Below are 14675 nucleotides of genomic sequence, written 5' to 3'. Positions count from 1 at the left end.
AGTTACCGTAAGGACGCACAACCAGGTCAAGTAATCACCTGGGAATATACGAAAACGGCTGAATCAAGGATCATCCTTGCTCAGCCGTTTTTCTTTTTTTCAACCTATAGTGAACAAATTCTCATGAATATTTAATCTTCGCCTTACAAATAATTAACGCTCTCAGAGCAATCATAGAGTAGAATAGGTAATGAATCAAATTATCATGATGGGGGCATAGAGATAATCATTCATGCATAATAAACGGCAATCCAACGAGCAAGTCCTCGATACAAAATTATTGATTCAAGAAATTCTGAAATCGTGCTGGTACTTACTGATTTTATATGTTGCAGCGACTAGTCTTGATTTGTTTTTTACGAGTAAACCGCTCCTGACATTCGTTCTTGGCACCATCGTGCTGCCTGCTGCTGCGATGGCAGCGACGATGGGCATTCTTGGATTTGTTTTGCGTATGCTTAAAAAGAACAATGAGTTTGCCCTGTTAACGGGGCTCAATGTATTAGCAGCCATCGTGATCGTTACCTTGCAAGATATGCCGATGAGCGTTTATTTGCTGGTGCTGCCCATTCAAGTCTCGTTATTTTTTTATAGGAAAAATCTGATCGTGTATTCCTGTGCGCTAGGCATTTTGAACTTACTCGTTATTCTTGCTTTTTCATCAAGAATCCGTGCTGACATTGCGCCAGCAGACATCATTATGATTATCTCCCTATTGATTGCATCAGCTTTGATCATCTACAATTTAATGACGCGAGCTCTTCAGACTGCACAGAGACTCATTCATGTAGCGATCGAAAAGCAAGATTTGCAAACGCAAAATGCGTTTATGGAAAGACTGAACCGTATTGATCCGGCTACAGAGCTGTATAATCACCGTTCGTTTCATGAATATCTGGACAGCGTACTAGCGTTGCGTCAGCATACGGAAATTCCAGTTCATCTGGCTCTTCTGGATATTGACAATTTCAAAAAAATTAATGACCAGTTTGGACACCGTACAGGAGATACGATTATTGCTTTCGTCTCTAAGAAGATTCAACAGCATTTGGACCCCAACGACTTTGCTTTTCGCTATGGTGGAGAAGAATTTGCTATTATATGCGTAGAGAAGACGCAGGAACAGCTTTTTGACATCGTCGAGCGGATTCGCAATGACATCGCGCAAGAAAGCCACCCGGAGCTTGGTGGTGAGAAAGTTACGATTAGTATCGGGATGCAAACGTATCAATCCCATATGAACAAAGTCGATTTTTTCTCTGGGACAGATAATGCGCTATACAACGCCAAGAAGACGGGCAAAAATAAAACGGTAATAGGGTAAGTAAATCATGACATTGAAATTAGGGTGATGATCCATGAAATACATGCGATTGAAAACGAATTTGAGTCAGAAAGCGATCGAAGACCGGCTGCAGTATGATCCGGAAATCATCGAGCTTCACTTGGAGGCGGCCGATCTTGCCGCGCCGGCGCGGCTGCTGGAAGTCATCCGGCTGTTCAAACAACGTGGCATCAAAGTGTTTCTTCATCATCCGGCCAAAATTAATGGCAAATATCTCGATATTTTATCCTCCGATCCAGAGGTTCAAAGTTTTTACATGCACTCTTCCCGGACACTTGCCGCTATCTGCCAAGAAGAGCAGATCCAGTGTGTGATCCATGCCCATTACTTGGGAACAGCGAGCTCGGCGCACGATTCTTCGTTAGAACTAAGCAAGATGAAATACAAAATCGAGGAGATTCTAGCTTTCGGGCAAAATGTCTTCCTATGGGAAGACACGATTGATGGGCTCTTTTCTTACAGCAATCCATATCTGATCGATGAATTAATCGTACCGCTCAAGCTGCGTCTGAACGTCGATGTCTCGCACACCTTCATCTCGCTTCGCGGTGACAATGGGAAGCTGGAGCAGGTGCTGCAGCGAACGGCGCCATTCGTCCGCTATTTTCATCTGGTTGACTCGAAGGGAATACGTCATGACTCGCTGCCTCTCGGCCAAGGAGCGATCGATTGGAAGATGGTGATTCCGTATACCGAGAATCACGATTTTATTTTTGAAATCGGTCTGTCAGGCGACCATACCGATTGCAGACCGATGGTGGAGAGCGCCGCGTATTATTCGAGCCTTCTGCAGACTCGGTCAGCTTCGAATTAATTCCTTCCGCACTTTGCAAATGTTTGGCCAATATATCCCATTTACCTCTTGCCTTAGAGCGCGCTCTAAGGTTTATACTACGTTATATGAAACCAACATTGTTAACGATAAAAAAGATGGCAGACACAACAGGGACCAGTGCCCATACGCTCCGCTATTATGAAAAAGCGGGTCTACTTGCATCTATTGCGCGTAGTTCAAACGGATACCGCTTATATTCGGAGGCGGATGTGGCGTGGATTGAGTTCTTGCAGCGCCTCAAAGCAACGGGCATGTCGATTCAGCAAATGCAGCAATTTGCAGCTTTGCGCTACAAAGGAGATGAAACCATTACACAACGGCGTGTTTTATTAGAGGAGCATGCGCAAATTGTTCAGAAGCAGATTAGCGAATGGAGCAGAAATCTAAGCGCCTTAGAGGACAAGATTGACCACTACAAACAATTAGAGGGGGAGAAGCGGAATGGCTGAAGAAAGTCGGTATGCAAAAGGTCTAATGAAATTGGCTGAGGTCGATGGAAAAGCAGGAGAAGAAGTGGTTGCGCCGTTGGGAGATCTCGGCCGTTATATTGTCGAGTTTGCTTTCGGGGATATATATAGTAGAGATACGCTGAGCTTGCGTGAACGTGAAATTGCCACGATCGCCATGTTAACCGTTCTCGGTGGAAGGGAACCGCAATTACGAGTTCATATGGGTGCAGGGTTAAATGTAGGTCTAACCCCGGAAGAGATTGAAGAGATTATTATCCAAACCGTACCGTATGCGGGGTTTCCGACAGCAATCAACGCCATGCATGTTTTGAAATCGCACCAATTTCCTGAAGGTTAAAGCATCTACGCATCTCCCCCTCGCCACATGGCGTGGGTTTTTTTGTTTATCGGCGAGTGGAGGCCGTTTGGGGATGCTGCGAAATTAGGGGACAAGTTTCCGATAGATCCCAGCGTTTTTGGTTATATTTAAAGAGTATGATTGTGGGGCTGTAACAGCTGTGCTGGATAAAATAACTAGACTGAACATATTATTATTTAACATTTTACTTTTGTTCAGATCAGTGCTAATATGGTGTTGCAGTCATCTATGATGAAATGTTTGGGGAGGTAGTAAAAATGAAAGAGCAGCTGATTCAACAAGCCATTGAAGCTCGCAAGCACGCATATACTCCTTATTCTCACTTCCAGGTAGGCGCCGCGTTATTATCCGGCGGGAACGTGTATGTAGGGTGCAATATTGAGAATGCCTCCTACGGTTTGACGAATTGTGCGGAGCGGACGGCCGTCTTCAAGGCAGTCTCCGAAGGCAACCGCAAGATCGAAGCAATCGCCGTTGTCGCCGATACACCTGGACCGGTATCACCTTGCGGAGCATGCCGTCAAGTGCTGGCAGAATTCTGCGACCACGATACCAAAATTTATTTAACGAACCTCCATGGGAATACCGAGGAGTGGACGATGGCGCAGCTGCTGCCAGGCGCGTTTCAAGCAGATGATATGAAGAAGATTTAAGCCCGGAATGCCTGACATTCTTCTTGCAAGCGTAATGTAAGCGCTTCATGAGAGCGACACTTAGCATATTAACATTTGGAGGAAATTACATCATGAGATTTTTGATCGCTATTCTGGGTGTGCTAGTCGTGTTCGGACTCACGTATGCAGTTAGCAATGACCGTAAGAAAATTCGCTTCAGACCTCTTTTCGTCTTGATCGTTATTCAGGTTCTTCTTGCCTTTATCTTGCTGAATACCAGTGTCGGCGAGTTCCTCATCGGAGGCTTTGCCTCGATATTTGAGAAGCTGTTGACCTATGCGGCGGAAGGCGTTAACTTTGTATTCGGCGGCCTTGTCAATCAAAACCAAATGACCTTCTTCATATCGGTGCTTTTGCCGATCGTATTTATCTCCGCGTTGATTGGGATTCTGCAGTACACGAAAATCTTGCCTTTCATTATTAAATACATCGGTCTGATACTTAGCAAAATCAACGGAATGGGCAAGTTGGAGTCTTATAACGCCGTCGCTTCTGCCATTCTGGGACAATCGGAAGTATTCATCTCCGTTAAAAAGCAAATCGGTATGCTGCCGAAGCATCGTTTGTACACACTTTGCGCATCCGCGATGTCCACGGTTTCGATGTCGATTGTCGGCGCGTACATGACGATGATTAATCCGAAGTATGTTGTGACCGCACTTGTGTTAAACTTGTTCGGGGGCTTTATTATCGCTTCGATTCTGAACCCGTATACCGTTTCGAAAGAAGAAGATATACTGGAAGTTCAAGAAGAAGAGAAGCAGTCGTTCTTTGAGATGCTGGGCGAATACATCATGGACGGTTTCAAGGTAGCCGTTGTCGTAGCGGCGATGTTGATTGGCTTCGTTGCGCTGATCGCCCTGATCAACGGCATTTTCACCGGCATCTTTGGAATCTCCTTCCAAGTGCTGCTTGGTTATATCTTCGCGCCGTTCGCTTTCGTTATGGGCGTACCTTGGAAGGAAGCGGTGGAAGCTGGGGGGATCATGGCGACGAAGATGGTATCGAACGAATTCGTAGCCATGCTCGAGCTTGGCAAACATACCGCGATGTCCGCGCGCACCATCGGTATTGTATCTGTATTCCTTGTTTCGTTCGCCAACTTCTCATCCATCGGCATTATTGCCGGCGCTGTGAAAGGACTGCATGAGAAGCAGGGCAACGTCGTGGCCCGTTTCGGTCTCAAACTGCTGTACGGGGCTACGATGGTCAGTGTTTTATCCGCTACAGTAGCGGGGCTATTCCTATAAACATGTAAACTACTTTTGATTTGGAGGCAATAACATGAGCGTTCATATTGGAGCACAACCAGGCGATATCGCCGAAACGATCCTGCTGCCGGGAGACCCTTTGCGGGCCAAGTATATTGCAGAAACTTATCTGGAGGACGTCACTTGCTATAATCAGGTGCGCGGTATGCTCGGTTTCACCGGGACTTACCAAGGCAAGCGCATCTCGGTCCAAGGATCGGGCATGGGTATTCCATCCATTAGCATCTATGTGAATGAATTGATCAGCCAATACGGTGTGAAAAATTTGTTCCGCGTCGGCACCTGCGGCGCGATGCAGAATCATGTGCGCGTGCGTGACGTCATTCTCGCCCAAGCTTGCTGCACGGATTCCAGCATGAACCGTCATGAATTCAGCGGCTACGATTACTCCCCGATTGCCAGCTTTCCACTGTTGAAAGCCGCCTATGACCGTGGGACGAGCAAAGGCTTGAAGCTGCATGTCGGGAACATTTTCAGTTCCGATATGTTCTACCGCGATGACAAATCCGTTGTACAGAAGATGATGGATTACGGTGTGCTCGGCGTTGAGATGGAAACGACGGCGCTCTACACACTCGCGGCTAAGTTCGGCGTGAACGCGTTGACGATCTTGACGGTAAGCGATCACCTGCTGACAGGTGAAGAAACGACTGCAGAGGAGCGCCAGACGACGTTCAATGAAATGATGGAAGTCGCACTGGACACAGCGATTTCTTTGTAAGAAACTGGAATATATAGGCAGGGCCCCATAGATAAAACGTGAGGAGTGATCAGACATGAGAATGGTGGATCTGATTGAGAAGAAGCGCGATGGCGGCGAATTAACCACCGAAGAAATAAACTTCATTATTGAAGGATACACAAACGACCAAATTCCCGACTACCAAGTCAGTGCGCTGGCGATGGCGATCTTCTATAAGGATATGACGGAACGGGAGCGCGCCGATTTGACGATGGCGATTGTCAATTCCGGAGAAACCATCGACTTGTCGGCGATTGAAGGCGTGAAGGTGGATAAACATTCCACCGGCGGTGTTGGCGATACGACGACGCTGGTCTTGGCGCCGCTGGTTGCCGCGCTCGACATCCCAGTGGCGAAGATGTCCGGTCGTGGCCTCGGCCATACCGGAGGCACGATCGATAAGCTGGAGGCGATTGCCGGGTTCCACGTGGAGATCAGCAAAGAGGAATTCGTCCAGCTGGTGAACAAGCACAAAATCGCGGTGATCGGCCAATCCGGCAACTTGACGCCGGCGGATAAGAAGCTTTACGCACTGCGCGACGTTACGGCAACCGTCAATTCGATTCCGCTCATCGCAAGCTCCATCATGAGCAAGAAAATTGCCGCAGGCTCCGATGCCATCGTACTTGATGTGAAGACCGGAGCAGGGGCCTTCATGAAGACGACGGAGGATGCTGTGGAGCTGGCGCAAGCGATGGTCCGCATCGGCAACAATGTCGGCCGCAAGACGATGGCGGTCATTTCCGACATGAGCCAACCGCTGGGTTACGCGATCGGCAACGCCCTGGAAGTGAAAGAGGCGATCGATACGCTGAAGGGTGAGGGGCCGAAGGATCTGGAGGAGCTCTGTTTTGCCCTTGGACGGCAAATGGTGTTCTTGGCGAACAAAGCAGCGTCCCTCGAAGAAGCCGAAGAAATGCTGAAAGAAGTAATCCGCAACGGCAAAGCTTTGGAGAAATTCAAGGAGTTCATTGCCAATCAAGGCGGCGACCCGACAGTCGTAGATCATCCGGAGAAGCTGCCGCAAGCAGCCTATCGCATTGAAGTGCCAGCTAAATCCGATGGCGTGGTGGCGGAGATCGTCGCTGATGAGATCGGTACGGCTGCCATGTGGCTTGGCGCAGGCCGTGCGACGAAGGAATCCGACATCGATCTGGCCGTCGGCCTGATGCTGAATAAGAAAGTCGGCGATCCTGTAAAGGCTGGAGAGTCTTTGGTGACGATTCACGCGAACCGTGAGGACGTGAAGGATGTCATGGAGAAGATTTACGAGAATATCCGGATTGCCGACCATGCGGATGCGCCTATGCTTGTGCATGGCATTGTAAAGGAATAACACCATAATGAGGCTGTCGATGCAAGGGATCGGCAGCCTTATTTGCAAATAGGGGAGTTGGCAAAGTGTTTCAATCCATTATTCATATCGCTTTAGTGGTACAAGACTACGATGATGCCATCGATTTTTATACAAAGAAGTTGAACTTTACTTTAGTTGAGGATACGTATCAGCCTGAACAAGATAAACGGTGGGTCGTCGTTTCGCCGCCGGGTTCTGTGGGTACCACCTTATTGCTGGCCAGAGCGTCGACTGAGGAACAGGAAATGTTTATTGGCAACCAGACGGGGGGGAGAGTCTTTTTATTTTTGAACACGAATGATTTCTGGAGAGATTATCAGGACATGCTGTCCAAAGGGATTAAGTTCGTTCGCGAGCCCAAAGAACAGCCTTACGGTATTGTCGCCGTTTTTAAAGATTTATATGGGAACTTGTGGGATTTGCTGCAGTTGAGGGACGATCATCCCCAGAATAGGAGACATACAGCGAAGTTGAATTAAGCCACATTCAGCTTCGCTTTTCTTTTTCTGCGGATCAAAAAAAGAATAAACAGCACAGGGATGTAGGCGAACACAAAATAAAATCCCGCCTGGACAGTAAAGTCCCCTAGCGAATTAACTTCATATTTTTCGTTGATTTGAACAACAACAAGGAAGAGGATCGCAAGTACGAAAACTAACGATGTTCGAGGGTTGAGATGTGTGACTCTCTTCAATATTCTCGTACAGCACCAGATTGAAATGCAAAGTGACGGAATGAACAGGATGACCCAACAGAAGATAAAAATAAATTCAATTCTTTCTACAAAATCAAATTCAATAATCTTCGTTACGCCTAAGAGGGGATAAAGCGTTCTTCGTAACAGACCTTGACTGTAGTACAGCAGGTTGGATATGGTTATAACCACGAATTGTAACGTATTCGTCAACATGCCTAGATGGGCCCATTTCGTTTGTTTTTCAATGGATCTTATAAAGGGGAAGTAAACAAGCAAGGCTTCAAATCCGATATAAATCCCGTAAGAAGCTTTGGAAGCCTGGAAAAGTTCCGAACAAGAATGGTTCCATACCGGCATTAAATGACTCAGGTTACCCAAATTAATTGGAAAATAGATGAGGAGAAACAAGATGAAGCTAGTGATCGTTGAGAACAAAGTAAGCCCGGATAACACCCTGAATCCCCCGCAAATCAAATAAAAAATCAAACAAATGAAGATGAGGGCCAATTCCCAAGTTCTGATGTTGGGAAATACCCATTCCTGGACGATGTCAATGTAAGTTCGAAAGACGTATAAGGCGGAGAGGAAGTAATAGCCGATCAGAAGCAGCGAAATGCTGCTCCCCAACAAGCGCCCGAAAACCATCTGGTGCAAGTCAGGTTCGAATTAAACGGCATTCAACTTCGCTTTTCTTTTACTACGGATCAAGTAAAGGATAAATAGTAATGGGATGTAGGCGAACACAAAATATATGCCAATATTAATAGTAAACTTTCCTAACGCATCAACCTTTAATTTATCGTTGAACTGAACAACAACAATGAAGAATATCGATAGTATCATAACTAAGGATGTTCGGGGGTTGAGATGCATGACTCTCTTCAAAATTCTCGTACAGCTCCAGATTGAAATGCAAAGTGACGGAAAAAACAAGATAAGCCAGCAAAATATAAATATAAATTCGATTCTTTCTACGAATTCAAACTCAATAATTTTGGTTATGCCTAAAAGGGGATAGAGCGTGTTTTTAAGCAGTCCCTGACTGTAATACAGCAGAGTGGAAATGGTTATTATAACGAATTGAATCGTATTTGTTAACATGCCTAAATGGGCCCATTTCGCTTGCTTTTCAACTGATTTTATAAAAGGGAAGTAAACGAGCAAGGCTTCAAATCCAATAAAGATACCGTAAGAAACCTTAGAAGCCTTGAGCATTTCGGGAACGGAATGATTCCATACCGGCATTAAATAATTGAGGTTTCCAAGTTTAATCGGGAAATAAATGAGGGGAATCAATAGGAAACCAGTTACGGTAGAGAAAAAAGCAAGTCCGGTTAAAACCCGGAATCCTCCGGAAACAAGATAATAAATCAAACAAATGAATAAGACGGCCAATTCCCAGGTTCTTATGGACGGAAATATCCATACCTGTACAATGCCAATATAAGTCCGGAAGACATATAAGGCTGAGACGAAGAAATATCCGATCATTAGCAGCGAAAAGGTATTACCCAAGAAACGCCCGAAAATCATTTGGTGCAAGTCAATGATGTCCTTAGCGGGATTACCAAGCATCCTATAAATCATCCAGATAATCAAATGAAGGCATAAACCCATGAAGATCACGGAGATCCAAGCATCCTGACCCGAGTATGTAAACACTTCATTTGAAGAACTTAGACCTCCTATACCAGACTGTGTAGCAAAGATCAAGAAAAACACGAAAAATCCCGAAACCAAGTAATTTTCCTTCACGCTATTCTGCACCAATGCCAACTCCCGTTTGAGAAATAATTACCTCTGAATTCACTTCGAATTTGATGTTAGGATACGTTTTATTTTTATATTCCTGTTCGTTCCAATTTCTATGATTGCTTCTGTAAAGCTCGCCAAAACCAATCGGATCCACGGCATTCATTTGGAATTTTTTCAACATATCACTAATCTCACTTGTAAAATGTTGTTCGATGTCATGTTGAAGTTCAAGCAAATCACTTTTTCGGATAACGTTTTTTGCTTTTGGAAGTTCTTTGAGTTGTATATATAGTTTCAAAGAAATGATGACAGAGTCCTTCTCCTTATACGATATGTTTCTTTTTCCATGCAATATCCTTATATTATAGACTTCATTTTCTCTCCCCCTGAATTCGTAAGCGCCGGTCATCGTTTTTGATTTTTCTTTGAGGAGTCTCAGTAGGAAGGATTCTTTATCGGTCAGTAAAAGACGTAATTTGTCTTCATAAAATACGCCAACCCCATCCATGTGAATGAGGCCTTTTTCGTCTTGATCCACTACAGGTAAATACACATCTTGACCTTCTCCATAATATTGATCAAGCATAAAATGTGCATTTGTCAAAGGTGTGCTCCCCTTTTCCATGTTCTGTTTAATTAGATCCGATAGATAAAACGGGGGATTTTTTAAGGCTTCAGACATGATTGTGCTTATCTCTTGTTTGCTTATAACGATAGTCACGTTATTACTTACGCTTTGATCTCGAAGAAGACCCATGGCTAGTGCTTGAATGCTTTTTCTTGCAAACTTTTCACTAATAACGAATGTCCTTATTTGCCCGGTCACGATTTGGTGATCCGATTTCGTATTTTGGGGGAGCCAAACTCCGGAAAATGTTTCCGCTTCTGCGGTTATCAACCGCAAACGTTCCTTCTTCTGATAGGAAGCGTATGCGCCGCTTGATTTAAATAGATCTCCTTGGACGTCAAAACTGACGCACTGCAGAATTTTAATTCGATCTATAATTTCTTGGCGTGCACATCCGGATATAAGGAAGCAAACGAGAAGAATGCTTACAAACTTTTTCATTTATGCCATTTCCTTTGCAGCGATGTTTATTCGTTACTGTAATCGTCACCGATGTCTTTATGCTTTTGTACGGTATATCTCCTCAAGTTGAGCGGACGTAAAAAACTTGGTCGATTCCAAGTTGCGCTATAGGGGGCGCGTATGGATTCTTTAAGACCTTTGTATCGAAATGGAAATACCGGAACAAGGTAAGGTGTCCCGAAAGACGTTAAGCGCAGCAGATGACCCAATAGAAACATCACACCGACCATCATTCCCATTCCGCCCCAAGCACCCGCCAACAAGATCATAGGATATCTAAGGAAGCGGATTGTGTTGGACATCTTGAAAATCGGCGTTGCGAAGGACGCCAGCGCGGAAAGCGAAACAATAATAATTAAGTTATTGCTCGTCAAGCCCGCTTGAACTGCGGCTTGGCCGAGAACGACGCCTCCTACGATCCCTAACGTTTGACCGACCTTTGTTGGCAGCCTGGCTCCAGCTTCGCGCAACAGTTCAACGGTAATTTCCATTAAGAGTACTTCCAAAAATGGCGGGAAGGGTACGTTTGATCTGGACTCGATAATCGGGCCTAACAGCGCTCTTGGAACGATGGTATAGTGATAGGTCATAACCGATACATAGATGGACGATGCAAAAATAGAAAATGCAACCCCCATATAACGAATGATTCTAAAAAAAGATCCCAAAACCCATGGCAAATAGTAGTCTTCCGGCGAGTTAAAAAAATCAAAAAAGGTGGTAGGGCCTGTTATGACATAAGGGGAACCGCTGCTTAATACAGCTACATGTCCGCAAATCATCTCAAATTTCACCCGATCCACACGTTCGGTTGATAAAAATAAAGGGAACGGTGTATTGGAAATGTCGGCTATAATCTGGGAAAGGGTGGAGGAATCAAAGATGACATCAAAGTCCAAATCTCGAAGTCTTTGCCTTACCGTGTTGAGAAGCTGAGGATTAGCGATTCCTTCCATGTAGGCGATAACGACTCTTGTTTTGGAAATTGAACCTTTGGTTTGTTCCTCAAAAACCAGCTTTTCCGAGATAATTTCCTTCCTCAGTAAATTCAAATTCGTATCCAGATCTTCCACGAAAGCTACCATCGGACCGATGACACTGTACTCGTTCTCCGATAAATTGTTTATCCGATAACCCTTCTCTGGATCGGAGACATTAATCAGTAAGCCTTCATTAAGATCAGTATCCAATTGTATATAAATGAATCCTTGAAGAAGACTGAGGGAAATCTCACTTAGGTTTGATGAAAATTTGATACCTTCAATGGGAATAACATTTTTTAAATCGTTCAAATCATGGATTGCTGCGTGGGAGAGCTGAATAACGGTGAATAGGTCCCGATGCAGCATTTCATGATTAATAATGGAATTGTAAAACGACATATGAAAAAGTGTATGTCGAATTGTTATATCAGATTGTATAAAATCATCCGACTTGGAAGCTGCTTTTAAAGCAACCCGTATATTTTCCATTTTTCGCATACCGCCCTGTTATAGCATTGTTCTTATGTTGCTGACTTAAATGGAAAATTATACACGGCGTTATAACAATATTAGTAACTGAAACACACATACTTGATGAAAGGCCAATTCGACTTGGTTGCAACACAAATCAGGGTTCTGGTGCAATCGATTCGCAGCCGGCTCGTGCAGATGGCTTCCAGCCAGCCGGAAGCTTATACGACCGTGCTGATGCAGGGCAGCGGCACCTTTTGCGTGGAATCGGTAATCGGCTCGGCAATCCCAAGAGGTGGAAAACTGCTTGTGCTGGCGAACGGCGCTTACGGCAAAAGAATGGCCCAGATGGCCGAAGTCCTCGGCATCGCTACGGTCGTATTGGATGCAGGGGAAACCAATCCTGTTGAAGTTGTAGTGCTGAGGGCGAAGCTGCAGGAAGACGTAGCGATTACACATGTAGCTGTTGTGCATGTCGAGACAACAACAGGCATGGTGAACCCGATCGCAGAAGTCGCGCAAGTTGCCAAGCAGTTCGGCAAAACGGTTATCGTCGACGCGATGAGCTCCTTCGGTGGCGTGCCGATCGACGTTGCCGCGCTCGATATTGATTACTTGATCAGCAGCGCCAACAAGTGCATCCAAGGCGTGCCAGGCTTTGGCTTTATCGTTGCCCGCACACAGTTGCTGCAATCCTGTAAAGGCAACGCGCGTTCCTTGTCGCTGGATCTGTATGACCAGTGGGCAACGATGGAAGAAGGCGAAGGCAAGTGGCGCTTTACATCGCCAACGCATACTGTCCGCGCCTTTGATCAAGCTCTGCAGGAGCTGGAAGAGGAAGGCGGCGTGCCAAGCCGTTATGAGCGCTACACGCGTAACCAGAAGACGCTGGTAGCAGGCATGGAGCGATTAGGCTTCCGCACACTGCTCCCGCAGCAGCTACAATCACCGATCATTACGTCTTTCTTATATCCCGAATCGCCTGTGTTTTCCTTCGAGTCGTTCTATGCCCGCATGAAGTCGGAAGGGTTCGTCATCTATCCCGGCAAAATTACCGCAGCACCGACGTTCCGGATCGGGAATATCGGCGACGTACATCTTGCGGATATCGAACGGCTGCTGCAAGGCGTCGAAGTGCAATTGTTTTGGGAAACAAAGTGAATCACATAAAACAAAACGAGAAATCAATTATTTCACTTGGTTTTAATAGAGAGTTTACAATAATCCATTATAGTTAACTTATAAGCCAACTACGGAGAGGAATCCAAAGCGATGAAAAAATCATTAATCGGCATAGCGGCCATCTTGAGTGCAGTATTGTTGTTATCTGCATGTGGAGGACAAGCAGGCAACACAGGAACAAACAAGGCGGGAGCGGCGGCCAGCCCGGCGGCAAGTGCAGGGGCAGCGTCAAACGTGGATACAACGAGCAAAGAATTGACGGTGTACACGGCCCTGGAAGATGATCAAATCAAAGCTGTTTGTGAATTGGGGGCTTTAAGATGTCTTTAATCGGTGAAGAGCGTAAAAATTTTATTCTGAATCAGCTAAATCTCGAAGGCAAGGTTAAGACCAATGAGCTGGTAGACAAGCTCGGGGTCTCCTCCGAATCGATCCGCCGATACTTGGAGGAGTTGGAAGCCGAGAACAAGCTGAAACGCGTGTATGGCGGCGCCGTGAAAATCAATCTGTCCCGCGAGGAGCCTTCGCATCTGAAGAGGGAAGTGCTGCACGCCGATGAGAAGCGCAGAATTGGCAGAGCAGCCGCGACGTTGGTCGAGGACAATGATGTGATCTTCATCGACGATGGGTCCACGACGCTGCAGATTATCGAGTATTTGTTAAACAAGAAACAGATTACCGTTCTGACGAACTCCGTCGCAGCATTGTACTTATTAATTGATTATAAAAACAAAGAATTGTTTTCGGGCGATATTTTCTTTATTGGCGGCAAGGTCAGCTCCGAGCAATCGCGCGTTGTTGGGGCGCTGGCGGAAAAGATGGTCGAGAACTTCTATGCGGACAAAGCGTTCATCTCCATCGACGGCATGATGCTGGACAAGGGGATCACCAGTTTCGACGAAGAGCGCGGGCAACTGGCGCAGAAACTGATGGCGCATGCGAAAAGCAGCATCGTTGTCACCGACAGCTCCAAATTCGGCCTCGTTCAGTTCTACAAAATCGCTGATCTGAAGCATATTGATATGATCGTCAGCGATGTGCCTGCTCCGAAGGAGTGGGAGGAGGAATTGGCCCATAAGGATGTCGCCTGGATTACGGCAAACTGAGACTGGTTTAGCTTCTGGAATATGGATATAATTGTAATGACAAGAGGATATAGGAGGTACTTATGGCAGACGAAAACAAAGTCATCATTAAAGTGAACGACAACGGGTCGCTTCGCGTAACAGGCGTAGTTGAGTTGGTGGATGCTGAAGGCAACCCGTTCGAACACAAAGAAGCATTCTCGCTGTGCCGTTGCGGAGCATCAGCGAACAAGCCGTTTTGTGACGGCACGCACAAGTCGATCGGCTTCGATAGCGCGCCGCGTGCGAAGCAGGCATAAGTTATGGAATTACCCGAGAAACCTCATCTTTAAGGTCTTAGGACCCGGAGTGAGGTTTCTT

General features: G+C 45.8%; 16 protein-coding genes and 1 pseudogene. 13 read left to right on the top strand and 4 right to left on the bottom strand.

Annotated elements, in window-relative coordinates; translation table 11 throughout:
• The first annotated feature begins 232 nt into the window (after positions 1 to 232).
• The 9 genes from O9139_RS23780 to O9139_RS23740 all read left to right on the top strand — a co-directional run bounded on the left by O9139_RS23780 (position 233) and on the right by O9139_RS23740 (position 7531).
• Positions 233 to 1324, top strand: a complete 1092-nt coding sequence (locus O9139_RS23780; RefSeq protein ID WP_270884244.1) for a GGDEF domain-containing protein — start codon at positions 233 to 235, stop codon at positions 1322 to 1324.
• A gap of 34 nt (positions 1325 to 1358) precedes the next feature.
• A complete protein-coding gene (locus tag O9139_RS23775) occupies positions 1359 to 2159 on the top strand; it encodes a TIM barrel protein (protein ID WP_270884243.1) in 801 nt (266 codons plus the stop codon).
• 86 nt (positions 2160 to 2245) lie between these two features.
• Positions 2246 to 2629 carry a MerR family transcriptional regulator gene (locus O9139_RS23770; protein WP_270884242.1) on the top strand — a complete coding sequence of 128 codons (384 nt, stop codon included), beginning with the start codon at positions 2246 to 2248 and terminating at the stop codon, positions 2627 to 2629.
• Positions 2622 to 2987, top strand: coding sequence for a carboxymuconolactone decarboxylase family protein (locus O9139_RS23765; RefSeq protein ID WP_270884241.1), 366 nt, complete (start codon positions 2622 to 2624; stop codon positions 2985 to 2987). The genes O9139_RS23770 and O9139_RS23765 overlap by 8 nt, the downstream gene beginning before the upstream one ends.
• Positions 2988 to 3265: 278 nt before the next feature.
• Complete coding sequence (locus tag O9139_RS23760) at positions 3266 to 3661, top strand: cytidine deaminase (protein ID WP_270884240.1); 396 nt, start codon at positions 3266 to 3268, stop codon at positions 3659 to 3661.
• A 92-nt stretch (positions 3662 to 3753) separates the two neighbouring features.
• Positions 3754 to 4932, top strand: a complete 1179-nt coding sequence (locus tag O9139_RS23755; protein WP_270884239.1) for a NupC/NupG family nucleoside CNT transporter — start codon at positions 3754 to 3756, stop codon at positions 4930 to 4932.
• A 34-nt stretch (positions 4933 to 4966) separates the two neighbouring features.
• Complete coding sequence (gene deoD / locus O9139_RS23750; RefSeq protein ID WP_270884238.1) at positions 4967 to 5674, top strand: purine-nucleoside phosphorylase; 708 nt, start codon at positions 4967 to 4969, stop codon at positions 5672 to 5674.
• A gap of 55 nt (positions 5675 to 5729) precedes the next feature.
• Positions 5730 to 7031 (top strand): pyrimidine-nucleoside phosphorylase, encoded by a 1302-nt coding sequence (locus tag O9139_RS23745; protein WP_270884237.1) that lies wholly within the window; start codon positions 5730 to 5732, stop codon positions 7029 to 7031.
• A gap of 65 nt (positions 7032 to 7096) precedes the next feature.
• Positions 7097 to 7531, top strand: a complete 435-nt coding sequence (locus tag O9139_RS23740) for a VOC family protein (RefSeq protein ID WP_270884236.1) — start codon at positions 7097 to 7099, stop codon at positions 7529 to 7531.
• On the opposite strand, the gene O9139_RS23735 is transcribed toward O9139_RS23740, so the two are convergent.
• From O9139_RS23735 to O9139_RS23720, 4 genes are read right to left on the bottom strand one after another with little or no spacing between them, the layout of a single operon-like run.
• A complete protein-coding gene (locus tag O9139_RS23735; RefSeq protein WP_270884300.1) occupies positions 7528 to 8394 on the bottom strand; it encodes a GerAB/ArcD/ProY family transporter in 867 nt (288 codons plus the stop codon). The genes O9139_RS23740 and O9139_RS23735 overlap by 4 nt on opposite strands.
• A gap of 21 nt (positions 8395 to 8415) precedes the next feature.
• Complete coding sequence (locus O9139_RS23730) at positions 8416 to 9516, bottom strand: GerAB/ArcD/ProY family transporter (RefSeq protein ID WP_270884235.1); 1101 nt, start codon at positions 9514 to 9516, stop codon at positions 8416 to 8418.
• A complete protein-coding gene (locus O9139_RS23725; protein ID WP_270884234.1) occupies positions 9506 to 10573 on the bottom strand; it encodes a Ger(x)C family spore germination protein in 1068 nt (355 codons plus the stop codon). Before O9139_RS23725 ends, O9139_RS23730 begins: the two co-directional genes overlap by 11 nt.
• A 26-nt stretch (positions 10574 to 10599) precedes the next feature.
• A complete protein-coding gene (locus O9139_RS23720; RefSeq protein ID WP_270884233.1) occupies positions 10600 to 12066 on the bottom strand; it encodes a spore germination protein in 1467 nt (488 codons plus the stop codon).
• A gap of 135 nt (positions 12067 to 12201) precedes the next feature.
• Between O9139_RS23720 and phnW the strand changes: the two are divergent.
• From phnW to O9139_RS23700, 4 genes and pseudogenes are all read left to right on the top strand, one after another.
• A pseudogene (gene phnW / locus O9139_RS23715) lies at positions 12202 to 13209 on the top strand (2-aminoethylphosphonate--pyruvate transaminase); the annotation flags it as partial.
• 111 nt (positions 13210 to 13320) lie between these two features.
• Positions 13321 to 13560 carry a hypothetical protein gene (locus O9139_RS23710; RefSeq protein ID WP_270884232.1) on the top strand — a complete coding sequence of 80 codons (240 nt, stop codon included), beginning with the start codon at positions 13321 to 13323 and terminating at the stop codon, positions 13558 to 13560.
• The gene (locus O9139_RS23705) at positions 13551 to 14336 is read left to right on the top strand and encodes a DeoR/GlpR family DNA-binding transcription regulator (RefSeq protein WP_270884231.1); all 786 of its coding nucleotides are present in this window, start codon (positions 13551 to 13553) and stop codon (positions 14334 to 14336) included. Before O9139_RS23710 ends, O9139_RS23705 begins: the two co-directional genes overlap by 10 nt.
• 62 nt (positions 14337 to 14398) lie before the next feature.
• Entirely contained in the window at positions 14399 to 14614 is a 216-nt protein-coding gene (locus O9139_RS23700) for a CDGSH iron-sulfur domain-containing protein (protein ID WP_270884230.1), read from the top strand.
• The last annotated feature ends 61 nt before the right edge of the window (positions 14615 to 14675 follow it).

The sequence above is a fragment of the Paenibacillus aestuarii genome, assembly GCF_027789125.1.
GTDB lineage: Bacteria > Bacillota > Bacilli > Paenibacillales > NBRC-103111 > Paenibacillus_E > Paenibacillus_E aestuarii.
This window is presented reverse-complemented; position numbering and strand designations above follow the sequence as displayed.